The 24,292-nt window shown below is 40.6% G+C and carries 17 protein-coding genes and 4 pseudogenes; 5 read left to right on the plus strand and 16 right to left on the minus strand.

Annotated elements, in window-relative coordinates; genetic code table 11:
* Window positions 1-8 precede the first annotated feature (8 nt).
* The 5 genes and pseudogenes from JCM15907_RS13835 to lepA form a co-directional block, all read right to left on the minus strand.
* Entirely contained in the window at window positions 9-437 is a 429-nt protein-coding gene (locus JCM15907_RS13835; RefSeq protein WP_306305474.1) for a glycosyltransferase family 2 protein, read from the minus strand.
* Window positions 425-1,027 carry a glycosyltransferase family 2 protein gene (locus JCM15907_RS13840; RefSeq protein ID WP_306305475.1) on the minus strand — a complete coding sequence of 201 codons (603 nt, stop codon included), beginning with the start codon at window positions 1,025-1,027 and terminating at the stop codon, window positions 425-427. Before JCM15907_RS13840 ends, JCM15907_RS13835 begins: the two co-directional genes overlap by 13 nt.
* Window positions 1,028-1,042: 15 nt before the next feature.
* Window positions 1,043-2,374 (minus strand): tRNA (N(6)-L-threonylcarbamoyladenosine(37)-C(2))-methylthiotransferase MtaB, encoded by a 1,332-nt coding sequence (gene mtaB, locus JCM15907_RS04495; RefSeq protein WP_025842880.1) that lies wholly within the window; start codon window positions 2,372-2,374, stop codon window positions 1,043-1,045.
* A gap of 8 nt (window positions 2,375-2,382) precedes the next feature.
* Window positions 2,383-3,773: pseudogene (dnaB, locus tag JCM15907_RS10725) on the minus strand (replicative DNA helicase).
* 128 nt (window positions 3,774-3,901) lie between these two features.
* A pseudogene (lepA, locus tag JCM15907_RS10730) lies at window positions 3,902-5,688 on the minus strand (translation elongation factor 4).
* A gap of 843 nt (window positions 5,689-6,531) precedes the next feature.
* Here lepA and JCM15907_RS04510 point away from each other — a divergent pair.
* Entirely contained in the window at window positions 6,532-6,981 is a 450-nt protein-coding gene (locus JCM15907_RS04510; protein ID WP_025842881.1) for a YbaN family protein, read from the plus strand.
* On the plus strand, window positions 6,982-7,470 hold the full coding sequence (locus JCM15907_RS04515; RefSeq protein ID WP_025842882.1) for a hypothetical protein: 489 nt from the start codon (window positions 6,982-6,984) through the stop codon (window positions 7,468-7,470).
* Here JCM15907_RS04515 and JCM15907_RS04520 read toward each other — a convergent pair.
* Window positions 7,467-7,703, minus strand: a complete 237-nt coding sequence (locus JCM15907_RS04520; RefSeq protein WP_025842883.1) for a hypothetical protein — start codon at window positions 7,701-7,703, stop codon at window positions 7,467-7,469. The genes JCM15907_RS04515 and JCM15907_RS04520 overlap by 4 nt on opposite strands.
* Before the next feature lie 154 nt (window positions 7,704-7,857).
* Between JCM15907_RS04520 and rocD the strand changes: the two are divergent.
* The 3 genes and pseudogenes from rocD (at window position 7,858) to pruA (ending at window position 11,703) form a co-directional block, all read left to right on the plus strand.
* Window positions 7,858-9,089: pseudogene (gene rocD, locus JCM15907_RS10735) on the plus strand (ornithine--oxo-acid transaminase).
* Window positions 9,090-9,092: 3 nt separating this feature from the next.
* Window positions 9,093-10,052, plus strand: coding sequence for a citrulline utilization hydrolase CtlX (gene ctlX / locus JCM15907_RS04530; RefSeq protein ID WP_051522380.1), 960 nt, complete (start codon window positions 9,093-9,095; stop codon window positions 10,050-10,052).
* Window positions 10,053-10,077: 25 nt separating this feature from the next.
* Window positions 10,078-11,703, plus strand: coding sequence for an L-glutamate gamma-semialdehyde dehydrogenase (pruA, locus tag JCM15907_RS04535; protein WP_025842885.1), 1,626 nt, complete (start codon window positions 10,078-10,080; stop codon window positions 11,701-11,703).
* 79 nt (window positions 11,704-11,782) lie between these two features.
* Here pruA and JCM15907_RS04540 read toward each other — a convergent pair whose 3' ends face one another.
* From JCM15907_RS04540 to purB, 10 genes and pseudogenes are all read right to left on the minus strand, one after another.
* Window positions 11,783-12,547, minus strand: a complete 765-nt coding sequence (locus JCM15907_RS04540; protein ID WP_036885496.1) for a tyrosine-protein phosphatase — start codon at window positions 12,545-12,547, stop codon at window positions 11,783-11,785.
* 24 nt (window positions 12,548-12,571) lie between these two features.
* Entirely contained in the window at window positions 12,572-15,058 is a 2,487-nt protein-coding gene (locus JCM15907_RS04545; protein ID WP_025842887.1) for a GumC family protein, read from the minus strand.
* 13 nt (window positions 15,059-15,071) lie between these two features.
* Entirely contained in the window at window positions 15,072-15,887 is an 816-nt protein-coding gene (locus JCM15907_RS04550; protein ID WP_025842888.1) for a polysaccharide biosynthesis/export family protein, read from the minus strand.
* 96 nt (window positions 15,888-15,983) lie between these two features.
* Window positions 15,984-17,138, minus strand: coding sequence for an AI-2E family transporter (locus JCM15907_RS04555; RefSeq protein WP_025842889.1), 1,155 nt, complete (start codon window positions 17,136-17,138; stop codon window positions 15,984-15,986).
* Between the two features lie 191 nt (window positions 17,139-17,329).
* Complete coding sequence (locus JCM15907_RS04560) at window positions 17,330-17,980, minus strand: LysE family translocator (protein WP_036884497.1); 651 nt, start codon at window positions 17,978-17,980, stop codon at window positions 17,330-17,332.
* Between the two features lie 391 nt (window positions 17,981-18,371).
* A complete protein-coding gene (locus JCM15907_RS04565) occupies window positions 18,372-19,640 on the minus strand; it encodes an exo-beta-N-acetylmuramidase NamZ family protein (protein WP_025842891.1) in 1,269 nt (422 codons plus the stop codon).
* 120 nt (window positions 19,641-19,760) lie between these two features.
* Window positions 19,761-19,937 (minus strand): hypothetical protein, encoded by a 177-nt coding sequence (locus tag JCM15907_RS13150; RefSeq protein ID WP_199897225.1) that lies wholly within the window; start codon window positions 19,935-19,937, stop codon window positions 19,761-19,763.
* A gap of 100 nt (window positions 19,938-20,037) precedes the next feature.
* Window positions 20,038-21,434: pseudogene (gene asnS / locus JCM15907_RS10740) on the minus strand (asparagine--tRNA ligase).
* Between the two features lie 26 nt (window positions 21,435-21,460).
* The gene (locus tag JCM15907_RS12595) at window positions 21,461-22,747 is read right to left on the minus strand and encodes a pseudouridine synthase (RefSeq protein WP_025842892.1); all 1,287 of its coding nucleotides are present in this window, start codon (window positions 22,745-22,747) and stop codon (window positions 21,461-21,463) included.
* Between the two features lie 132 nt (window positions 22,748-22,879).
* Complete coding sequence (gene purB, locus JCM15907_RS04585; protein ID WP_025842893.1) at window positions 22,880-24,220, minus strand: adenylosuccinate lyase; 1,341 nt, start codon at window positions 24,218-24,220, stop codon at window positions 22,880-22,882.
* Between the last annotated feature and the right edge of the window lie 72 nt (window positions 24,221-24,292).

Below are 24,292 nucleotides of genomic sequence, written 5' to 3' on the forward strand. Positions count from 1 at the left end.
ATTCACCTTTACAATGGCAATTCTCGAAAGTACTTTCTTCCTCGAATAAAGTATTGCCAAATGATAGAAATAGAAGAGAGTGTAGGCGTATAAGGACAGAGAGCCGATGGAGAAGCTGAAGAATAGAGTTTTTTCATCTTTGCAAAGTCTCGGTAGGCCTTAAAAATGGCTTTACTTAGTTGAGGTTTTGCTTGCAGAAGATATACCATGCTGGCAGTACAATCTAAGAAACATCTTTGCCAAAAGACTTTTTGAAAAGAGTTTTTAGGTAGATTTTTGTAGAGCATGAGTAGGTTGTTACGGAAGTTGAGATAAATCTTTTGAGGAGATCCCTGTTGTAAACTTGCCCCCCCTTGATGATAGATAGAACTAAGAGGGGTATAGACAATCTTTTTACCCATGCGTTGTAGGCGCCAAGCGAGGTCTATCTCTTCCATATGAGCAAAGAAGAGCTATCCAAGCCTCCTACTGCAATGAAGTCAGCTCTTCGAATAAAAAGAGCTGCACCACTAGCCCAAAATATAGGACTTTCTGTGTCATATTGTTGGTAGTCTTCTTCGACACACTCCAATATGCGCCCTTTACAAAAAGGGTAGCCCAAGCGGTCTAAAAAGCCTCCAGCCGCGCCAGCGTATTCAAACATAGAGGGTTGGCTATAACTCTTTATTTTAGGTTGCACGGCAGCTATGTGGCAATTCTCTTTGAGAAGAGAGAGAGGCGCCTCTGTCCATCCTTCTGAAACCTCCACATCATTGTTCAAAAGACATAGATAGGGTGTGGTGATTTCCTGAATACCTTTATTGTATCCCTCTGCAAAACCGTAGTTCTTTTCTAATCGGATGAGCCGAATCTGTGGATAGGAGGAGGTAATAAAGGAGCAAGAAGTATCTGTAGAACCATTATCTATAACCACGACCTCCACATCTCTGTGGTGGGAATAACGTACCACTGAGGGCAAAAAACGTTCTAATAGTGCTTGTCCATTCCAATTGAGTATAGCAATGCTTAGTAAAGGGGAGGCATTCATCTTCAAAAGTGGCGATTATACAATTTCAGAGAGGCAGTAGCCTTTATCGTTATTTTCCTGTACTCCGATGCAAGTTGAGGTAATAGAGCCTGCCAAAGCCTCTTGATAGGGATGGGCTACTCGGATATAATTGTCCGTAAAGCCAAGCATCATACCATCAACCTCGGAACGTTCCCAAAGAACAGGTCTTACGCTACCATGAAAATCTTTGTAGAAGTTAGAGAGATGCTCTTGCGAAAGGTCTTGTAACCTTTGGTTTCTTATTTTTTTGTCCTGTGGGGCAACAATGTGGTTAATCTTTAGAGCATCCGTTCCACTACGCTCGCTATAACTGAATACGTGTAACTGGGTGAAGGGTTGCTGTGAAAGAAAGTCAAATGTCTCTTGAAATAAAGCATCAGTTTCCCCTCTCATTCCGACAATAACATCTACACCAATGAAAGCATCTGGCATAGTTTCTTTGATGCGTTGTAGACGATTGGAAAATAGAGCTGTCGGATAGCGACGTCGCATAAGGCGAAGGATAGTGTCGGAACCACTCTGCAACGGTAGATGCCAATGGGGCATAAAGCTACGTGAAGAGGCTACGAAGTCTATCAATTCATCCGAGAGCAGGTCGGGTTCTAAGGAGCTTATCCGATAACGCTCTATCCCCTCTACTTGGTCTAAAGCTTTAACTAAATCGATAAAACGCTCGCCTGTACTTCGACCGAAGTCGCCGATGTTGACTCCTGTAAGTACGATTTCTCTCCCTCCCTCTTGAGCTACACGTTGGGCAGAAGCTACAAGTGAGGCAATGCTCCCGTTGCGACTGACTCCTCTTGCCTTAGGGATAGTACAATAGGAGCAAGCATAGTTACAACCATCTTGTACCTTGAGGAAGTGACGGGTGCGATCGTCGCTTGAACACCCCTCTTCAAAGCGGTGCAAATGCTCTCTTGTGGCAGAAAATAGATGCTGACGAGAGAGGTCGCCTTCTTGGGCAAAGTATTCGGCTATCTTGCCTACTACCTCACTCTTCCTTCCTGCTCCAAGCACCAAATCTACACCTGGGATTTTGACTATCTCATCTCCTTTGAGCTGAGCATAACAACCCACCACCACTACCACAGCATTGGGATGCTCTCTGATGACTCTATGGATAAGTGTGCGCCCCTTGCGGTCTGCAACGCTGGTTACGGAGCAAGTGTTGATAATACATATATCTGCGGGGTCTCCGTCGGGAGCCTTTTCTACCCCTATGCTTTGCAGTTCTTGGGCTATGGTAGAGGTCTCTGCGAAATTCAACTTACACCCTAACGTGAAGAAAAGGGCAGTTTTTCCCTTAAGGATGGCTCTTAAATCCATTGCGTAGGTTAGAAAGGAACGTTATCTGTATTGAAAGGAGAGAAATTACTACTATTGAGAGAGCTTTCGTAGTTAATGATGCCTAAACTCTCTAAAGGTGCGAATTTGGCAAACTCTCCACGGAACGCCAATTTTACATCGCCCGTTGCCCCATTACGATGCTTGGCTATAATGAAGTAAGCTATCCCTTTAGTGGAGGTATTATCCTCTGGGTCTGTGTATATATGATAGATTTCGGGGCGATGGATGAAGCAAACCATGTCGGCATCTTGTTCGATAGCTCCAGACTCTCGAAGGTCTGAGAGCTGAGGGCGTTTGCTATTGGCATCTCCTTGCCGTGTCTCTACCGATCGGTTGAGCTGTGAAAGGGCAATAATAGGGATATTCAGCTCTTTTGCTAAGATTTTTAGGGAACGAGATATGGTACTGACCTCCTGCTCACGATTGCCCAGCCCCATACCACTGGCACTCATAAGTTGTAAGTAGTCCACTATGATAATCTTAACCCCATGCTCTTTGACCAATCGGCGCGCTTACTACGAAACTCAAATACTGAAAGCCCAGAAGTGTCATCAATGAATAAAGGTTTTTCCTCTATTTGAGAAATTTTAGCGTTCAGCTGTGCCCACTCATGCTCTTCCAAACGACCGCTTTTGAGCTTATTACCCTCAATCTCACAAACATTACTCATAATACGTTTGATGATTTGTAGGTTGCTCATCTCTAAGTTAAAAACAGCTGTAGGAATATTTTGGTCTATGGCAATATGTTTTGCCATAGAGAGGACAAAAGCCGTTTTACCCATAGCGGGGCGTGCTGCAATGATAATTAAGTCAGAGTTTTGCCAACCCGAAGTAATTTTGTCAATGCCCGGGAAGCCTGTAGAGATACCACTTATACCATCTGCCTTATTGGCAGCTTCCATAATCTCTTCGATAGCAAGAGGGGTCAAAGTATCTGCACGGCGGAAGTCTTTTTGAATGTTACGTCGAGAGAGTTCGAAGAGTTTAGCCTCTGCCTCTTGCATCTGTACGTCTACCTCAAGAGAATCTTCGTAGGCTTGGGTAACGACCTCTGATGCGTAGGAGATTAGGTTACGGCTCAACGCTTTATTGGCTACGATATGTGCATGGTAGTCAAGGTTGGCAGCCCCCCCGATATTCATAGTTAATTCGGCTATGTATGCCGCTCCTCCTACCGATTCGAGTTGGTCGGTTCGGCGTAGTTCTTCTGTTACGGTAAGCATATCTATGGGCTTCTGCTGCTGCTCCAAAGAGCGGATAGCTTCATAGATAAGCTCATGGGCATGGACGTAGAAAGATTCGGGTGCAAGGGTCGAAGCTACAGAGCTATAAGCATCTTTTTCACTCATTATAGCCCCCAAGACAGCTTTTTCCATTTCGATAGCTTGGGGCGGTATACGTCCTTCCAAAGAAGATTGTATGGAGGCGGTCGCTCCCTTTGGCTTCTTCTCTTTGGGGATATATTTTTTCTCTGCCATAGCTTTAGCTTTCGATAGCAAAAGGGTTAATCCAATTTAAGTACTGCCAAGAAGGCTTTTTGAGGCACTTCTACCGTGCCTATCTGCTTCATACGCTTCTTACCCTCTTTTTGCTTTTCTAAAAGTTTTCTTTTACGAGATATGTCACCTCCGTAACACTTTGCGGTAACGTCTTTACGTACAGCTTTGATGGTTTCACGTGCAATGATTTTCGCTCCAATAGCGGCTTGGATAGCGATATCGAACTGCTGACGAGGAATGAGTTCCTTGAGCTTTTCACACATACGACGACCAAATGTAACACTATTGTCTACGTGAGTTAGTGTCGAAAGGGCATCTACGGGTTCTCCATTGAGCAAGATGTCCAGTTTGATGAGTTTAGAGGGACGGAAGTCGCTAATATGATAGTCGAAGGAGGCATATCCGCGAGAAATGCTCTTTAGCTTGTCGTAAAAGTCGATAACAATCTCTCCAAGAGGCATATCGAAGATAACTTCTACACGATTACCTGTGATAAACTCCTGTTTTATGAGGATACCTCTTTTGTCCATACAAAGAGATATGATAGGTCCAATATAGGCAGCTTGTGTAATGATGGTAGCCTGATATAGGGTTCTTCTATATGGTCAATAGAAGCAATATCGGGCAAGCCAGAGGGATTGTGTACTTCGAGCATCTTTCCTTTTTTATCGTACACATTGTAAGATACGTTGGGGACAGTAGTAATTACATTCATACCAAACTCTCTATCCAAACGGTCTTGGATAATCTCCATGTGGAGAAGCCCTAAGAAACCGCAGCGAAATCCGAACCCCAAGGCTGCCGAACTCTCTGGAGTAAAGGTAAGAGAGGCATCGTTTAGCTGTAACTTTTCAAGCGAGGAGCGCAAGTTTTCGAAATCTTCTGTCTCGATAGGATAAACCCCCGCAAACACCATTGGTTTGACCTCCTCGAACCCCTCGATAGCCTCTTTGGCGGGTCGTTCGATATGGGTAATAGTGTCGCCTACCCGTACCTCACTACTGGTTTTAATACCAGATATGATGTAGCCTACATCTCCCGTTTTTACTTCGGAGCGGGGTGCCATATCTAACTTTAGCACACCGACCTCGTCGGCTTCGTACTCCATATTGGTGGCGATGAATTTAACCTTATCCCCTGTTTTTATGCTCCCATTTACAACTTTGTAGTAGGCTATAATACCCCGAAATTGGTTGAATACAGAGTCGAATACTAAACATTGGAGAGGAGCATCAGGGTCTCCTTTGGGAGCTGGTACGCGCTCTACAATCGCTTTGAGGATGTCAGCTACCCCTTCGCCTGTTTTGCCACTGGCTCGGATAATATGTTCGGCATCTTCTCCTAAAAGGTCTACGATTTGGTCTTCTACCTCCTCTGGATTGGCACTGGGTAAGTCTATTTTATTGATTACGGGTATTATAGTGAGGTCGTTCTCAATAGCCATATAGAGGTTGGAAATGGTCTGTGCTTGGATACCTTGAGAGGCATCTACAACCAGCAGAGCCCCCTCACAAGCAGCAATAGAGCGCGAAACTTCGTAACTAAAGTCCACGTGTCCAGGAGTATCAATGAGGTTAAGGACATAAGTCTCCCCTCCTTGTTTGTACTCCATTTGTATGGCATGGCTCTTAATGGTTATCCCTCTCTCACGTTCCAAATCCATGTTGTCAAGTACTTGTGCTTGCAAATCTTTTCCAGACACGGTATTGGTTATCTCCAATAGACGATCGGCAAGAGTACTTTTTCCGTGGTCGATATGAGCTATAATACAGAAATTACGGATATTTTTCATTGAGAACGAGCTATAACTTAATAGATAATATGCCACAAAGTTACTCAAAAAAATGTCTGAAATATACAGGGTGTCGATATAGAAATCATTGTGCGATTTTTTTAAGATTGGAGGAGAGCTTTGCATAGTTTCTCAAAAAGGCGATAAAAGAACACTTTTGTAAAGTGTCGGTATCGAAGGAGAAGAGTGTATAGGTATTGAATCGAACATAGATACCGATAATAATGCAACGAATATAGTGCAGTACAACAGCCTTTTATAGAGTAGGATTATATGATGATTGTGTAAGGTGAAAATAGAGTGGGTTTATGCTCTATACCGAGGAAAACTATTTTGTCTGAGAAGGTTCTGAAATGAATTAAGAGGGGAGTGTATGGGAGTAGGTAATGAGTTAGGGTGTCAAAAGTAATGCTGCCGAAAGCCTTGCATAGAAACCTATAATGCTTTGTTGTAATAGGACTAATGGTTATGCCTAAAAGGGTTAATGCTTAAAGAGAAAAGGTACATAGGTTATAGTTGGGAATACAAATCTTTGCCGTGTTGCCTTATTGAACTTGTGTCATAACACCCTGCATACTTCGTTACTTTTGCTTTACAAATTCGATTGAGGACCTATACAGTTTTCTCCTTCGGGCTTTATATTTCACGCTTGTGCTCTACAATACCTTGTGAAAAAATCCCTCATAAGAGACTTTTTTGAGGCTTTCGTGGGTTCTTTTGAGAACTTTTTAGAGGCTTTTTCTTTCAACTTCACTCCCCTTTATCCGCTCCTTTTGCAGTACTTTTGTAATGGATGTCGAACAATGCTTTTCAATAATTGTTTTGTTTGATAGTAAATAGTTGATGCGTTCAAAATATTCTCCTCGTAGGATTGCTTTCCTTATGGCTGGATGCCTCGCTCTGATACTTGGTATAGTGGGGGCATTCTTACCTATTTTGCCGACTACACCTTTTATGTTGTTGGCAGCTTTTTGTTTTGCTCGCTCTTCTCAGAAAGCCTTTTGTTGGCTAATGACACATTCTTTGTTCGGCTTCAAGATATATTCTTACTCCGTAACCCATGCTATCCCCAAAGGAGTTAAGTGGAAGATTTTTTTTGTCCTCTGGATTTCTCTTTTTATCAGTATGCTTTTTATTCCTCTTTGGTGGGTACGCATTTTGCTCGTTGGGGTAGGAGTGGGGGTTACGATACATATTGCTCATCTGAGAACGATTGCCCCCGAAGAGATAGCACTCTATAAAGAGCAGTATGAGGCGTACAAGGCGAGATGGGAATGCAACCGAAAGAAATAGATGAAAGAGCCCCAACTATTAGAGAAATTCTTTAGGCAACTTTTCCGAAGAGGAGGGCATGGAGTACACTCTCCCTTTGTTTTTAATCTTTTGACTCGTGTAGTGGAAGAAAGGGCTCTTTATGCTGCATACCAAGAGATTTTAGGCCTCCCCTCGGATACTTTTATTTCTAAAATGAAAATCAAAGAGAAAGAGGCTTTGTTGCTCTATCGGATAATGGTTCATTATCCGATTTCTCAGGTTCTTTACAAGGGTGAATTTCTCCCTTTTTTGCGCCTTCTTTCTCTAAAACCTACTATCGTAGAGGGCGGAGAGGAGCATCATGCCTATGGTCCTTATTCGAAAGAAGAGATCTTTCGCCTTATTATTGTAGATGAAGAGAAAGATTTACCTTCCCCTAAAGGCTATGGCAGGAGCCTACAATCTTCTATCTCTCTACATCGAAGCGTAAATATGCAAAAGAGTGGTGCAGACATTTTTATGAACTAATGCCCTATGGTGTGGAGGTTGATTTGTTGTATAGTAAACTTTGGATTATAACTCCCAATCTCTTTAAGCAACGCTATAAAAGCATCGTTTAGGGATCTCTTTTTGTTTTTTACATAGTAGGATTTTTTCTTATTAAGATGGTGGAATAGTCTTCCAAAAGTCGTTTTTCTTGTTTTTATAGCCAATATGGAGATTGCTATATAGGGAGTTCCTCGTTCTTTTCTCAGAACCATAGCCCTGCTTTATAGGGGAAAAACTTATTTTTCCTTGCGGTTAAATATTTTGTTTTGTATGTAAAAATAATTACTTTCGCTATTGTAAGATTGAAATAATCTTATTTTATATTTTAGAAGGATAATTATCTGCATACTTTAACTCTATTTGGCTATGTATATTTCTGAAAAAGCAAATTCTTTTATTGAGCAAGAGCATCGCTTTGGAGCTCATAATTATCACCCCCTTCCTGTTGTGCTATCCCGAGGAAAAGGGGCTTTTGTTTGGGATGTAGATGGTAAAAAGTATTTCGACTTTTTATCGGCATACTCTGCGGTAAATCAAGGTCATTGCCATCCTAAGATAATTGCAGCCCTAAAGGAACAAGCGGAACAACTCTGTCTTACTTCTCGTGCTTTTTATAACAACTGTTTAGGACCTTTTGAAGAGTTTATGCACCATTACTTTGGGTACGACAAGGTACTGCCAATGAATAGTGGGGCAGAAGCTGTAGAGACGGGGATTAAGTTGGCTCGTCGTTGGGGCTATCGAAAGAAAGGTATAGAGCAGGGAAAGGCTCTTATCGTAGTTTTTGAAGGGAATTTCCATGGACGCACTGTTAGCATCGTATCTATGAGTACAGACCCTGATGCCTATTCAGATTATGGACCTTATACCCCCGGATTTATAAAAGTCCCCTACAATAATGTTGAGGCCTTACGTGAGGTTTTGGAGCAAAAAGGCAAGGATATAGCTGCAATGATTATGGAACCCATTCAAGGAGAAGCTGGTGTCTTTGTCCCTGACGAAGGGTATCTAAAGAAATGTTTCGATCTTTCTAAAGAGTATAATGTGCTTTTTGTAGCCGATGAAATACAAACAGGTATCGCTCGTACAGGAAAAATGCTTTGCTGTGATCATGAAGGCATTCGACCCGATATAGTTCTTTTAGGGAAAGCTATTTCAGGGGGTGTGTTGCCAGTATCGGCAGTGCTCGCAGATGATGAAATAATGCTTACTATTCAACCTGGAGAACATGGCTCTACGTATGGAGGATTTCCCTTGGCTACGCGTGTAGCTATGGCAGCCTTGACCGTAGTGAAAGAGGAGAACTTGACAGAAAAAGCAGAGTATTTGGGAAAGATATTCAGAGAAGAAGTCGCTAAGATACAAAGTCCAATGGTAGATTTAGTACGAGGCAAGGGGCTTCTGAATGCTGTTGTAATAAAACCTTATAAGGGAAAAGAGGCATGGAATGTGTGCGAGAAATTGGCAGAAAATGGACTTCTTGCCAAGCCAACACATGGCATATTATCCGTTTTGCCCCTCCTCTTGTCATTACCGAGCAGGAGTTAAGGGAAGCTATAGAAATTATTCGCCATTCGATACTCTCTTTAAGTGAATAGTTTATGAAGCGTTTGCAAACTACCGATACGGTTTTAATGGTGCGTCCTGCCCGTTTTGGATTTAATGAGGAGACTGCGGGTAATAACTATTTTCAGAAAAAAGAAGAGGGAGAGCATGTGGCGATAAAGGCTTTGAATGAGTTTGATAATTACGTACAGCTACTTCGTGCCAATGGTGTACGAGTTATCATTATTCAAGATACTCCAGAGCCTTATACTCCAGACTCGATTTTCCCCAACAATTGGTTTAGTACGCACTGCACGGGAGAGTTGGTTTTTTATCCGATGCTTGCCGAGAATAGACAGTTGGAACGAAAGCATCAGGCTGTTAATATGCTCTCTCTAATGCCCGGTGTTAAAAAGACAATTAACTTGACCGATTGGGAAAAAAGAGGAAAGTTCCTCGAAGGTACAGGTAGTATGATTTTAGATAGAGTACATAGGGTACTTTTTGCATGTCGTTCTCCTCGTACTGATGAAGAGGTATTGGCAAAGTTTTGTCAAGAACTAAACTATGAGTACATACTTTTTGATTCGGTCGATTCACATGGGCGTCCCATTTATCATACTAATGTGATGATGTGCATTGCTTCTCGCTATGTGGTGATCTGTATGGATTCAATTCCCGATGCAGTTGATCGTCGTGTGCTTAGAGCTTGCTTTAGAAGCAGTGGAAGAGAGATTATCGAAATAACGCAAGAACAGGTAGACCACTTTGCTGGTAATATGTTGGCTGTACATAATGAAAATGGAGAGTCTATACTGTTAATGTCTCGTGCTGCTTACCAAAGTTTGCGCTCTGATCAGCTCCAAAAACTGGAAGCCTACAGTAAGATATTAGCTCCCGATTTGACGACGATTGAACAGAATGGTGGAGGCTCTGCCCGCTGTATGGTGGCAGAGCTATTCCTCGATGTTGATAATGAAGTGGCCGAAGAGGGTCTCTCCTTTATTTTTGAATAACACAAACAACTAATTAAATTATACAATGGACAATATTCTATATCACTTTGAACGCCCTAAAAATGAACCTGTAAACACTTATGCTCCCAATAGTCCTGAGAGAGAATTGCTACGTGAAGCCCTGAACAAAGTGGCGAGTGAAATGGCAGATATACCCCTAATAATAGGAGGTCAAGAGGTGCGAACAGGTGAAACCGCCAAAGTAGTCATGCCCCACAAGCATAGACATACGTTGGGAGTTTACCATATGGCGGGAGAGAAAGAGGTGAAAATGGCAATAGAGGCTTCGATGAAAGCACATAAAGAGTGGAGTCGTTTGCCTTGGTTAGAGAGAGCTTCTCTGATGCTAAAAGTAGGAGAGCTTTTTAGTACCAAATATCGCTATGAGTTGGCTGCTTCTGTTATGTTAGGGCAGAGTAAAAATCCTATGCAAGCAGAGATTGATGCCCCTTGCGAATTGATTGACTTTTTGCGATTCTCTACCTATTACGCATCAAAGATTTATACCGATCAACCTCTCAGTGAGCCTACGATCCTCAATAGAGTAGAGTATAGACCTTTGGAGGGATTTGTTTTTGCCCTCACTCCTTTTAACTTTACCTCAATTGCCCTAAATTTGACCATGGCTCCTGCTATGATGGGTAACGTTTCGGTTTGGAAGCCCTCTTCAACGGCTGTACTTTCCAACTATTTATTGATGAAAGTCTATAAAGAGGCAGGTATTCCAGATGGAGTGGTAAACTTTATCCCCGGTAAGGGAAGTGTTATTGGTAAAGCCTTAGTGCCTGATCCCAATCTAGCTGGATTCCATTTTACAGGTTCTTCGGCTACATTCAATACGTTGTGGAAACAGATAGCAAGCAATATAGATACCTATCGCTCTTATCCGAAAATTGTAGGAGAGACGGGAGGTAAGAACTTTGTTTTCGTACATCCTTCTGCCGATGCACAGGAGGTAGCTGTGGCTTTAGTACGTGGTGCGTTTGAGTATCAAGGACAGAAGTGTTCAGCAGCTTCTCGCGCCTATATTCCTCGCTCGCTTTGGAAAGAGTTGAGAGAGCGTTTGGAGGCCATGATTGCAACCATTAAGATGGGAGATGTTATGGATTTCTCCAACTTTATGAATGCTGTTATTGATGAGGCTTCGTTTGATACTATTAAGGGATATATCGACCATGCTCGTGTTTCCAATGATGCGGAGGTGATTATAGGCGGAGGATGTGATAAGAGAGAAGGTTACTTTGTACAACCAACCGTTATTCTCACTACAAATCCTCATTTCAAAACAATGGAAGAAGAGATATTTGGTCCCGTGCTAACCCTCTTTGTTTACGAAGATAAAGATTTTGAAAAGACCCTATCTCTTGCCGACAACACGGCTCGCTATGGATTGACGGGGTCAATCTTTGCTCGAGACCGATACGCTATACAAAAGGCTATGGATGCTTTGCGCTTCTCAGCAGGCAACTTCTACATAAATGATAAACCGACGGGAGCCGTAGTTGGTCAGCAACCTTTTGGCGGTTCTCGTGCTTCTGGTACTAATGATAAAGCGGGAGGTATGCTTAATTTGATTCGTTGGACCAATGCTCGTTGTATAAAGGAAACTTTTGTTAGTCCTACAGACTATACTTATCCATTTTTGAAATAAACTCTTTGAGCGATAAAAAAGGTCAAAAGTGCTTTACTGCATTTTTGACCTTTTCTTTTTCTCTTTAGTTGTCGCTCTCTTACCGCCGAGAAGACTCGAACAAGGTGTTCCCACGTTCTACGAGTTCTCTAATCGGAGTCTCATATTTTCTCGGAAGTTTAGCCTCCTTACACATTCGTTCCAGATAACTTAGACGATGCGTATCCGTGCCAATAAAGTCATAATACCCTTCGTTAAGCAGGCTAATAGCTCTCTTTTGCACGGCTTCTCCATAAGAACCACAGAGAGAAAAGAGGTTAAGCTGCATAGCACAACCGCAGTCTTTTATCTCATCATACTCCCTTTCCGATAGATAGAGAAAACGTTCTGGATGAGCCAATACAGGGCGTATGTTTTTCTTGTGCAGGAGAATAATCTTGTTCATATAGTCTGGTATTCGCACTGCGAAAGACATCTCAATGAGTAGTGCATTAGAGTTCCCCAAGGTTAGCAAGGGGGCTTTTATATGATCTGTAAAGAAAGAATCCATCATATACTCTCCTCCCAAATAGAACTCTATATCGGAGTAGTTAGCAACATTGGGTAGAAAATGCTCAAATTTCTTGCGAAGAGAAGTTGAGTTATTGTCTGGAAATTTGTTGTGTAGATGAGGAGTGAAAACGATTCTTTTGAAGCCGATCTTTCTCATCAAATCTATAAGAGAGAGAGATTCTTCTAAGTTACGGGCTCCATCGTCTATTTCGGGAAGAAGGTGGCAGTGAAGCTCTGACATACCCTCAAGCCATCTCTCTTCAATGATGTTAACTTCTCGCTTTTGAAAAAATGTACGCCAATTAATAGACATCACTATGCTCTTGCTTAGATGGCTTTACTTTTGAGAAAAATAGCTTTGATACTCGGAAGAATAGTATTGGTAGCCATAGCCTCTTCCTGAAATATGCTGAGAAGATCCTGCATCATTAAGTACCAATGCTACTTTTTCAAAGTATTTGTTTTTGTGGATAAAATTAATCTCTCTCAGTAAAGCTCTTGGAGTACTACCTTCTCTTACGACCATAAGAGTTAAATCACATGCTTTTGCTATAATTTGTGCATCTGCCATATTCATGAATGGTACTGCATCTATGATTATGTAGTCGTAGAGGGTACGGAGAATACTTATTAATTCTTCAAAGCGAGGAGATAGAAGCAGTTCACTCGGATTAGGGGGGAATACCCCTGCAGGTAAGAAATCAAATATCACATCGTCGTTGTGAGGAACAACAACATCTTCTACGGATAAACTACTGTTTGAAAGATAGGCAGAAAGTCCCTCTGTCTGTTTAGACAGATTTAATCTTAGAGCTGCAGTTAGAGACCCTTTGCGAATATCTCCATCTATGAGAAGAACTCTCTTTTGTAATGTCCTAAAACTATGTGCCAAGTTGGCTGCTACAAAGGTTTTTCCAGAATTCGGAAGGGCCGAGGTTAATGTTATAATTTTACACTCCTCTCCTGTGAGCATAAATGCCATATTACTCCTCAATACAGAGAACGATTCACTAACAAAATCTCGTTCTATCTTACTGCCTAAAAGCATATTAGCTCTTCGTTGGTAACGCTTGTTAGTATGTCTTTTCCCAGGACTCCGGAATAAATCCAAAAACTTATGGAAAAGAATGTTCTGTTTTTTCTCGAGTCGGGTGGAGTGAGGCACTTCTCCTAAAATGGGTATCTGTGTATAAGTTTCTAAATCTTTTCTCCCTCGTACTGTGTTGTTCATCATGAAGCGTATGTAGAGGTGAGCAGCTGGTATTAGAAGACCTAAAACGAGAGCTGCAAGCATTATAAGAGCTTTCTTAGGAGCTATGGGGGTAGAAGATCCTACTGCTGGTTGGATGAGTTGAACATCAGACACCGCTCCTTCTATACTTAAAGCATTTCTTTCTCGAGCATTAAGCAGGAATAGATACAACTCCTCTTTAATCTTCTGATTTCGATATATCGAGGTAATAATTCTCTCCTGCATAGGAACAGACGATATCTTGCCTTCGTTTTTATCTGACTGCTTATTTATAGAACTTAACTTGATATTTAAGGACTTAATATAGTTATCTATGGATTTTATAATAGCCTTTCGCAAGGACTCTAATTGCTTCTGTTGTGTTTCAATAAGCGGATTAGTCTGACCTGACTCAGAGAGTAGTTGCTCTCTGTATAAGTATAATGTATTGTATTCTTTTATCAAACTGTTAGAAGCAAGATCTTCCAGTCCTGAACTTGCAGGAATAAGCCCATTCGCACTGGAGGGATTAGTCAGGTGTTCTTTGATAAAACCAGCTACTGCCAATGCATTATTGACCTCAATGGTTTGTTTCGTAATTTCTTTCGAACTCTCTATGTATACTTCTGCCTCGCTCGCTATATTGGCTATTTGGTTATTTTGTTTGAAACGCTCTATTTCTTGATCTACATCTCCCAATTCTTTGCTGATAATGGTGATACGATCGTTGATGAAAGCCTCTGTGTTGTGAGCTATTTTTAATTTTTCTGATCGAGAAGTGGCATCATGCTGAGTAATAAGAGTATTCAAGAAGTCTTCAGCAAAATCGGTGTTTTCGTCTTTGAAACGCAGATCTATTACGGAACTTTGTTTGCCACTTTGAGAAATAGTTAACTTTTTGGATAAGTCGGCAACTGTTTTTTCTTTACTATTTACAATGATTTCTATTGGTTCTTTTTTGCTTGTTGCTATAGTATTAGAGGTAAGAAAAAAAGAGCCGATAGGGGTTTCGATTGTTTCTCCGAGGGAGACAATCATTTTAGGAGCGGAGGAGAGTTGTTCAAAGTCTCCCTCAAAGTTGCTCAAACTAACTTTATTCTCTTCTATAAAAGAAAGGGAAAAAGAGCCTGAGAGTGTGTCCGAGGTATTGAGAAGAGTTAGTCGTATAGGAGTTTCTTTATATAACTTCTTTGAGCGAAGCCCTTCCTTTTTTCGATAAGTAACTCTTAAGTTAAGTTCGTCTATCACCCGAGAGAGAAGTCTTTCGGTACGGAATATAATAATCTCGTTTTCGATTTTATCATTTCCCTTAATACCTCCTATATCAGTACCCGATATTTTCATGATATCGGCAAGAGGACCAGACATATCAGATTTTGTATTTACAAGTACACTTGCAGTCCTTTCGTAGGAGTTAGGCGTACTTTTTATGTATACGTACCCACATATTAGTGCTATGAGCAGACAAGCTATGAAATAGTACCAATTTTGACGCAACAAATAGAAAATATCTGATAAAGATATCATTTGCTCTTCTGACAGATTGTTTTCTATAAATCCCTCTTCTGAATTGGTGTAAAGATTATTATTCATAAATCTGTTCCTTTTATTTGCTTTGAGAGTTACGAACTACCGTCATAATGAGCGTTGATATAGAAGTTACGCTACCTACCAAACTTACCCAAACCCCAACATTGTTGTTTTGGTTAATAGCTCCCATTTGTATCTTCGTTTTATTCGGATTAATGATAACTACATCGTTTTGAGCAAGATAATAGCAGGGAGAATTGAAAATATCTTTCGAACGTAAATCTTGCACGAAGATTTGACGTTGTCCGTTGTGTTCTCTTATAACAACAACATTGTCTCTTCGACCATATATAGTCATATCTCCTGCCAATCCAAGAGCATCAAATAGGGTTACTCTTTCATTTGCAATATTGAAAGAACCCGGTTTATTAACTTCCCCTAATACTGAAATCTTAAAGTTTTGATAGGTTGTAACAACTACAGGGTCTTTGATAAAATTGCCTCGGATTATTTCTTCTTTTATTTTTTTGGATAACTGAGAGGTGGTATTTCCTGCTACAGAAAGCTCTCCCAATATCGGAAAGTTAATTGTTCCCTTAGCCGAAACCAAGTAACCTTGCAAGTATTGTGTCCCGAGGTGCCTTCTGTCAGTACCAATACCAGATATAACCGAAAGATTAAATGGAGCAGCTAACTCGTTGTTTTGAGCATTTACAGTGATAGAGAGCATGTCTCCAGGTTGTATTTCAGGCTCAAAGAGTTTGAGCTGTGCCGAGCTATTTTTTTCTATATCTTGTATATAGAGGACATCTCTGGCACTTTTGCACGATGAAAAGACGGCTATACTAAAAAGCATTAGTACAGCTCCGATAAAGAAAACTATCTTTTTCATATTTCTCCTTTTAGAGGGTTCAGGTTAGCTTTACTCCAAAGCATTATTGGTGGAGAGCATTGTTTTTTCCCACAAAGATAGCCCTTTTTGAGTTTTTTACTTGCTTTCTTTTTCTTGTTTGTTCTTTTTTATCAAATTCATACCCTTTTCGAGGATCGCAGGAGCCCTTTCTTGTCTTTCTGCTGTGATGCGAGGTTTAGCAATCGAACCTGGGATATAGTCGTGGCGGAACATATTCAGTAATAAGAGTGCCAATGAAAGAAGAAGAGGGCCAAAGATAATGCCCCAAAAACCAAATATACTGAGACCGAGTATCACCCCAAAAACAGTAATTAAAGGATGAATATCTGCTAATTTCTTTTGGAGGATAAAGCGAGCCAGATTGTCTACTCCTCCAATGATTAGGAATCCATAGATGGCGAGTCCTATCCCCATTGGCCAGTTACCCACAACCATCAAAGATATACTGAGAGGAATCCAGACAATCATTGTTCCAAGCATCGGAATAATTGAAGAAAAGGCAGTTAGTACTCCATAGAATAGAGCTGCCTCGATGCCAAACACCAAATAACCTACATAGGCAAAGGCCCCTTGAATAATAGCCAAAAGAGGAATGCCAATAGCATTGGCTACAATAATCCTTTTGCTTTCGTCTATTACGATGGCTTTGTTTTTCGAAGAGAAGGGTAGAAGTTCTTTTATGGCAGCTTCAAAACTTTCTTGTTCGCAAAGCATAAAGAAAAGGATAAAAAGCAGTACAACGCCATTTACGAAGAAAGAGTAAACCCCCATAACCAATTTTGTTGTAAATCCTTGTCCTATTTTGGCAAGAGAAGGGAGTATTTGATTCATGAAGATTCCATCTCCGCGTGTTAAGTCTATTCCGAGTTTTTCGCCGATGGTATCAAGGGTCGTAATTGATTGTTGATAGACTTCATTGATATCTATGTGGGTGTTACTAAAGACATCAATGAGCATAGATATTATGCCTCCCAAAGGTATCAAAAAGAAAAAAATTGCTTCTAACAACAAAAGTGTAGCCGCAATTCCTCTTTTCATTTTCTTTTTTTGAGTTAGCCATTTCATTTGTCCTCTCAGTAGCGAAAATATAGTAATAGCTCCTAAAAAACCACTGGAGTAGGTCCAAGCCTCTTTCCCAAATACGATAAAAAGTAGCACCATTGGAGCCAATAAGGCCACTAAGAAGAGCTTTCTATTGGTAGATTCACTAATTCCTTTTAATCCTTCCATATATGTATTGTGTTATTTTTTACTGTTTCTATTATAGCGTAGTTAGAGGTGTTATTTGATAAATCTTATTATACGATGATGAGGAGTAGAGAACAAGTAAGCCACAACAACTCTTGGGCAAAGTCGGAGAATAGGAGAACTTTTGCTTTGAAAAATTTTGAAGGGTGGTATTTCAAGCATAAAAAGACAGGCTATACGGCTTGCGCTATAATCCAAAGTGTGTAGCCTATAGCAAATGCAATCACTGCAAGGGCTACAATTTTGTTAAATACTCGGATATTCCCTATGGTAAAAGAGTCTCGTAACTTCTTTACACAGTAGGTTATAAAAAACCACCAAGAAATGGCTCCTCCAGCTACGGAAAGAATTGTAATGACAAACACTATCCAGAGCTCCGAAGGCTCTTCAAATAGCGCATAACGAGAGAAAAAGGTGATGAAAACGAGTATTATAAGAGGATTGCCAATGGCGAGGAGAAAAGAAGAACCCAATATCTGCCACGGACCTGACACTTTCTGAGGAGTCTTAAGATTGCGAGCAGGATTGGAGTAATACATATATATCCCTAAAGAGAGTATAATTAAAACTGCCACTCCTTGGAAAACAAGTTCATATTTATCTACCCAATCCAATATATAGGTCATACCTCGATAGGTTAAGAGAAATGTAGCTATTGCATAGAATAAATCTGCCATAGTTGCCCCTATCCCAGTAAGCATACCAGCCTTTCTACCATCGTAAAGGGTGCGATGTATGCACAAGATACCTACAGGCCCCATGGGAACGGAGATAAAAAGACCAAGGAATACTCCTAAAAGTATGGCAGTTATTATCGTTTGCATAGTAGACTCAAAAACTTGTATATCATACCACCTTAGTGCAAAGATAATCAATAAGCTAAAAGCAAGAAGCCTTTTTCATCATAATTGTAAAGAGGATTTTTAAGAAGTCTCGGTAGTGGAGATAACTCGATCGAAGTAATGGATATTTTTTATCTTCTTGGAATAAGAGTGTAAGAAAAACGACTTACAACTAAGTTCCTTTGTTTGAGAGTGAAAAAAGGAAGCTAACGAGAAGCTGTCTCTATGATGAGGCAACGTAGAAGAGAGGTTTAGAGAAATCTCCAGATGTTTTATGTCAAAGGGTTAATCGTTTTGTGGGAAAGGTATAATCCTTGGACGAATTTACAGAGATGGTTTGAGGCAATAGGTATAACGAGCTAAAAACAAAAGTTTATTTGTTGACAATAGGAGGAGTAGAGACCTCTCTTTTCTTTATTCCGTATTTACCATCGTAGATGAGGTATCGGGCGTGTAAGATGCGGTATTGAACTAAGTCTTTTTCCCATGAGGCTCGTATTTGATGCTCACTCCATCCTTTGTTTAATTGTTCTCTAAGAGAGGAGGAGCCTGCAAGCAGGTCGAAAGTTCTCTTACGGTTAATGAGAGTGTAGCCTAAACTTTTTGCCTTTTTGTAATACTCTAATAGAGGAGAGAGACTCAAGCCTTTTATAGCATAGTTTGTGCTAAAATCTTCACCATAGCAACGTTTACCCTCATGTTTGGGGGCAGTTGCTCCTACTTGACTAAGAGGTATGAAGGAGTAATTGCCCATTTTCTTATCGGGATAACCTATGCACGTAAAAGGGTCGTTTGTGCCCCTTCCTACACTCATTATAGTAGCTTCAAAGAAGCATAATGAGGGGTATAGGCGCAGAGCATTATCTGTTTTTAGGTTGGGACTTGGAGGAGTTGGAAGAGAGTAGCTATCGCCGTGTTTCCAACCACTTACAGGTATAATAGTAAGGTCGCATTGTAATCCCTTGGGAGATAGCCATTGCTCTCCATTAATCATAAGTGCTAATTCTCCGACTGTTAATCCATGCAGTATGGGAATGGGGTGCATACCAATGAAAGAGCGACACGATGGCGTTAAAATGGGACCATCTATAAAATCATTGGGATTGGGGCGATCCAAGATAATGACAGGGATTTTTTCTTCGGCAGCTGCTTCCATAATGTAATGTAGAGTACTGATATAGGTGTAAAAACGTGTGCCGACATCTTGTAAATCAAAGAGAAGTATCTCAATATTTTTCAGTTGTTGTTTGTTGGGCTTTTTTTTATCACCATATAGAGATACAACGGGTAGCCCTGTCTTCTTATCAATTATGTTTTTTACTTTGGCTCCAGCATCGGCTGTACCTCGAAATCCATGCTCAGGAGAAAAGAGGCGAACGACTCTCTGTCCAAGAGACAAGAGAGTGTCGGGTAGTAAAGTGCCACCACTACCGACTCTCCCTGTATGATTGCTTACAATGCCGATAGACTTCCCCTCGATAAGAGGAAGTAATAGATCCAATCGCTCAGCTCCTACAATAACGGAGGACTCTTTCTTCTTTTCTACACTCTCTTTTTTAGGAATGATTTGTGCAGAAGCACATCTGAAGAAAACCAAGAAACAGAGAAGAGCAGTAACTGTCTGAAAAAAAACTTTGAACATAAAAAGAAATCTTCCCCTTTTGATGTTGTAAGGGTATTACATACACCAAAAAGGGAAGTAAAGATTTATGGTGAAAATCAAATAAAAGTTTCTGTAAAACTTCTTCTTATAAGAGAGCTATCAATCTTCTCCAACACGGCGATTAAAGACAATATGTCCTACGAAACCTAATATCACCAGACATAGTCCTAAGCCCAAAGTTACATTGGTAGTTACTTTTAAAAATGCAGGTACTGCTATTACCAAAACTCCAATGAGAAGAATTATAGCACCTAAATATTTGAGTAGATTATTCATAACAAATAGATTTAGCTTTTGTGTGTGCAAATAAAGTAATAAATACTGATACTACGAAATAAAATGCTGTTATTCGCTACTTTTTCTTGCTTTTACAGACTTAAAACTCTGCATTGTTAGGTGTGCGAGGGAAGGGGATAACATCACGAATGTTGCTCATACCTGTTACAAAGAGAAGCAAACGCTCGAAACCTAATCCAAAACCAGCATGAGGCACTGTGCCATAGCGACGAGTATCAAGATACCACCAAATATCTTTTTCAGGAATGCCCATTTTGGTGGCATGAGAGAGCAATTTCTCATAGTCTGCTTCTCGTTCACTACCTCCAATAATTTCTCCTATGAAGGGGAACAAAATATCCATCCCTCGAACCGTTTTGCCATCTTCGTTCTGTTTCATATAGAAGGCTTTTATTTCCTTAGGATAGTCTGTCATAATAACCGGTTTTTGGAAGTGCTGCTCCACAAGATAGCGTTCATGTTCGCTTGAAAGATCTGCTCCCCAATAGACGGGGAATTCGAATTTCTTACCCTCTTTGATAGCTGTTTCTAAAATCTCAATCCCCTGCGTGTAGGTTATGCGTTCATAGTTGTGGGCAAGGACAAACTCTAAGCGACTGATAAGTTCTTTGTCATAGTGTTCTGCTAAGAAATTCAGATCATCACGCAGTGATCTAATGCCCATTGTACACAATATTTAGTGAACTCCTCAGCCAAATCCATATTGTCGTTGATGTCAAAGAAGGCAACTTCAGGCTCTATCATCCAAAATTCTGCCAAGTGGCGAGGAGTATTGGAGTTCTCTGCTCGGAAAGTAGGTCCGAAAGTGTAGATTCCTCCTAAAGCTAAGGCAGCTAATTCTCCTTCCAACTGACCCGATACTGTAAGAGAAGTTGGTTTGCCAAAAAAATCTTTTTTGTAGTCTACATTTCCCTCCTTGTTTTTAGGGAGCTTTTCTAAATCCAATGTTGTTACACGAAACATCTGTCCGGCTCCCTCTGCATCACTTGAAGTAATAATAGGAGTGTGGATATAATAATATCCCTTCTGATGAAAGAAGTTGTGGATAGCAAATGCCATATTGTGACGGATACGTAAAATAGCTCCGAAAGTATTGGTACGAGGACGTAGATAAGCAATCTCTCTTAAGAATTCAAGAGAATGTCCCTTCTTTTGTAGAGGGTATGTATTAGGGTCGCAAGTGCCGTAAACCTCAATTTCTTGAGCTTGTACTTCTACCGATTGCCCAGCTCCTTGGGAGGTAACTAATAAGCCTGTTACGCCGATTGCAGCACCGGTGGTAATGGAGCTAATTAGTGAGGAAGAAAATTTTTCCAAGTCTGCTACCACTTGTATATTGTGGATAGAGCTACCATCATTAATGGCTATAAAGCTCACTGCTTTGTTGCCTCTTTTGGTACGCACCCAACCTTTTACGGTTACAGTTTCGTTGATGGTTGGGGTATTTATCAACTCTTTGATCATTGATCTTTTCATAACAACATATTTTCTGTTAGAGTCTATTATTCATAACTATCCATACGTAAATTACGTACTTCTACCTCCGTAAGGTAGCGCCAACGCCCTCTTGGTAAGTCCTTTTTCGTAAGTCCCGCAAAATACACTCGATCCAATTTGGTGACTTTATAGCCTAAATGTTCGAATATGCGACGTACAATGCGATTACGTCCAGAATGTATTTCTATACCTACTTGAGAGAGATCCTGGTCATTGATGTAGCTGATAGCATCGGCATGTATCTCTCCATCTTCTAATTCTATACCTTCTGCTATCTGTTGCATATGCTCTATGCTGACAGGCTTATCAAGCGTAACTTGATAGATTTTTTTCTTGCTGTAGGAGGGGTGCATTAGCTTAGAAGCCAAATCTCCATCATTGGTAAGAAGCAGTACGCCTGATGTATTTCTATCTAATCGCCCTACAGGGTAAATTCTTTCAGGGCAAGCATTTCTTACAATATCCATAACTGTAAGTCGCTTTTCAGGATCATCACTGGTGGTAACGCAGTTCTTTGGCTTATTGAGTAGGACATATATTTTGCGTTCTATGGATACAAGTTTACCATCGCATTTAATCTCATCTTGTCGAGTTACATGAGCTCCGAGTGTGGTAACTATAACACCATTGACAGAAACTTTTCCTTCTGTAATTAGTTCGTCTGCTTTACGTCGGGAGCAAATACCAGAATTGGCTAAGAATTTATTCAAACGAATCGCTTCTGTGCTCCCCTCATTCGCTTCGGGGTAAGAGATGACTTCCCGAGGAGGAGGTTGTATTTTGCTCTTCTTCTTCCTTTTTTTGCCTTTATGAAAAGGCTCTCTTCCATCTAAACTGTCTTTTTTATGACCATATTTCGTCCTTTTATCACGAGAGTTGGAAGCTGTTTTGGCAAAAGGATAGTCGGAATTGAACATGCGTTCTTTTCGGGGATAGATAGCTTTTCGAGGTTCTTGATTGTCCTGTAAAAAAGGTCTATTCTCTTTGTTGGTATGCTCCTCTAAAGTTTCGTAATCTTTGAAAATCTGTTCAAAAGAGGTATTCCAGTCCTTTGGCATATCTTTTTCTTCTGATACAGAGGGGTTGGATCTATGTTGTTCATCCAAGTGTCTCCTTATTATAGAAGCCTCCTTCTCTCCCTTTTGCTGCGTACCGACCAGAATACAAGATTGCTTTGCATTCTCTCTCTTGGTTATGCGTGTACGCACCCTCTTTCTGGAAGAGTCAGCAGACTCTTTGAGGGGAGCCTCTTGTTCCATCTCTTGATTTAGATTGGGGTTTTGTTTATCCATATTGAATAGTTATACGTCATAATTTTCAATTACGACAATTTTAGTGTTATGTATTTTACCTAATCTCTCATCAGGTGGCTGACAAATACTTTTTAGATAGATCTGTTCTTATGTTGTCCGATAAAAATCTTTTTAGAGTCCGACATAGGTCTCGGGAGTGATCTTTTTCATTTCACTCTTGACACTATCTGATATTTCTAAAGTATCTATGAATTCGACGATGCGATCAGCTGTCATAGCCTCTCCCGTACGAGTTAACTCTTTTAGGGCTTCGTAAGGATTGGGGTATCCTTCTCTGCGGAGGATAGTTTGTATGGCCTCTGCAACTACTTCATAATTTTGCTGTAAGTCTTCCTTTAGGGCTTGAGGATTAAGTATGATTTTATCCAATCCTTTGCTTAGGCTGGTCAAAGCGATTAGAGAGTAGGCGAGAGGCATACCTTCATTACGGATAACAGTAGAGTCTGTAAGGTCTCTCTGTAATCTTGAAATGGGTAGTTTGGACGAGAGAAAATGGTATATAGCATTAGCCATAGCCAAGTTGCCCTCTGCATTTTCGAAATCTATAGGATTTACTTTATGAGGCATTGCAGAAGAACCTACCTCTCCTGCTTTGATTTTTTGACGAAAATATCCCATCGAAATGTAGGTCCACACATCTCTTGCCAAATCTATTAGTATTGTATTAATACGGGCTAAATTATCCAACAGGGCAGCCAAATGATCATAGTTAGATATTTGTGTGGTTATTTGTTCTCTGTGAAGTCCGAGAGAGGAGACAAAACTATTAGCAAAATTAATCCAGTTGTGGGAGGGGTAGGCTACTTTGTGAGCATTGAAGTTACCTGTTGCTCCTCCAAACTTAGCACCATAGGGAAGATTCTTATAGAGTTCAAGTTGCTCTTTTATTCGGTAGCTATAGACTGCAAACTCTTTTCCTAATCTTGTGGGCGAAGCTGGTTGTCCGTGGGTGCGTGCTAACATCGGTACATCTTTCCACTCTTCGGCACATCTTTCTATTTTATCCAATACTTCTACGAGATGGGGGATAAAAACTTCTTCGAGTGCCTCTTTGAGCATAAGAGGAAAAGCCGTATTGTTAATATCTTGAGAGGTTAGACCAAAATGGACAAATTCCTTAGCCCACTCTAATCCAATATTGTCAAAAACTCTTTTTATGAAGTACTCTACAGCTTTAACATCATGGTTAGTAACAGACTCAATCTCTTTCACTTCTTGAGCCTGAGTAGTAGAAAAGTTCTGATACGTCTTACGGAGCACTTCTATTTGCTCTTTAGATAATTTCCCTTTTAGTTGAGGGATTTCCTTACTCAATGCAATAAAGTATTCGATTTCTACTCTTACGCGATAGCGAATTAAAGCCTCTTCAGAAAAGTATTTTCGCAAGGGAGCTGTTTTGGAATAGTAACGCCCATCTATGGGAGAGAGCGATTCAAGACTTGATGATGTCATACTGATGGTGAGAGAATCGTTAGATTATATTCTATCTTAAGCCTCGTCGGCTTTATTTTATTATCGTTCTTT

The organism is Porphyromonas gingivicanis JCM 15907 (assembly GCF_000614585.1).
GTDB lineage: Bacteria > Bacteroidota > Bacteroidia > Bacteroidales > Porphyromonadaceae > Porphyromonas > Porphyromonas gingivicanis.

Bases quoted from the DNA above. Each gene is read 5' to 3' on its own strand.
- JCM15907_RS13835 (WP_306305474.1), bottom strand. From the start codon at position 437: ATGGAAGAGATAGACCTCGCTTGGCGCCTACAACGCATGGGTAAAAAG.
- JCM15907_RS13840 (WP_306305475.1), bottom strand. From the start codon at position 1,027: ATGAATGCCTCCCCTTTACTAAGCATTGCTATACTCAATTGGAATGGA.
- mtaB (WP_025842880.1), bottom strand. From the start codon at position 2,374: ATGGATTTAAGAGCCATCCTTAAGGGAAAAACTGCCCTTTTCTTCACG.
- JCM15907_RS04510 (WP_025842881.1), top strand. From the start codon at position 6,532: ATGCGTTCAAAATATTCTCCTCGTAGGATTGCTTTCCTTATGGCTGGA.
- JCM15907_RS04515 (WP_025842882.1), top strand. From the start codon at position 6,982: ATGAAAGAGCCCCAACTATTAGAGAAATTCTTTAGGCAACTTTTCCGA.
- JCM15907_RS04520 (WP_025842883.1), bottom strand. From the start codon at position 7,703: ATGGTTCTGAGAAAAGAACGAGGAACTCCCTATATAGCAATCTCCATA.
- ctlX (WP_051522380.1), top strand. From the start codon at position 9,093: ATGAAGCGTTTGCAAACTACCGATACGGTTTTAATGGTGCGTCCTGCC.
- pruA (WP_025842885.1), top strand. From the start codon at position 10,078: ATGGACAATATTCTATATCACTTTGAACGCCCTAAAAATGAACCTGTA.
- JCM15907_RS04540 (WP_036885496.1), bottom strand. From the start codon at position 12,547: ATGTCTATTAATTGGCGTACATTTTTTCAAAAGCGAGAAGTTAACATC.
- JCM15907_RS04545 (WP_025842887.1), bottom strand. From the start codon at position 15,058: ATGAATAATAATCTTTACACCAATTCAGAAGAGGGATTTATAGAAAAC.
- JCM15907_RS04550 (WP_025842888.1), bottom strand. From the start codon at position 15,887: ATGAAAAAGATAGTTTTCTTTATCGGAGCTGTACTAATGCTTTTTAGT.
- JCM15907_RS04555 (WP_025842889.1), bottom strand. From the start codon at position 17,138: ATGGAAGGATTAAAAGGAATTAGTGAATCTACCAATAGAAAGCTCTTC.
- JCM15907_RS04560 (WP_036884497.1), bottom strand. From the start codon at position 17,980: ATGCAAACGATAATAACTGCCATACTTTTAGGAGTATTCCTTGGTCTT.
- JCM15907_RS04565 (WP_025842891.1), bottom strand. From the start codon at position 19,640: ATGTTCAAAGTTTTTTTTCAGACAGTTACTGCTCTTCTCTGTTTCTTG.
- JCM15907_RS13150 (WP_199897225.1), bottom strand. From the start codon at position 19,937: ATGAATAATCTACTCAAATATTTAGGTGCTATAATTCTTCTCATTGGA.
- JCM15907_RS12595 (WP_025842892.1), bottom strand. From the start codon at position 22,747: ATGGATAAACAAAACCCCAATCTAAATCAAGAGATGGAACAAGAGGCT.
- purB (WP_025842893.1), bottom strand. From the start codon at position 24,220: ATGACATCATCAAGTCTTGAATCGCTCTCTCCCATAGATGGGCGTTAC.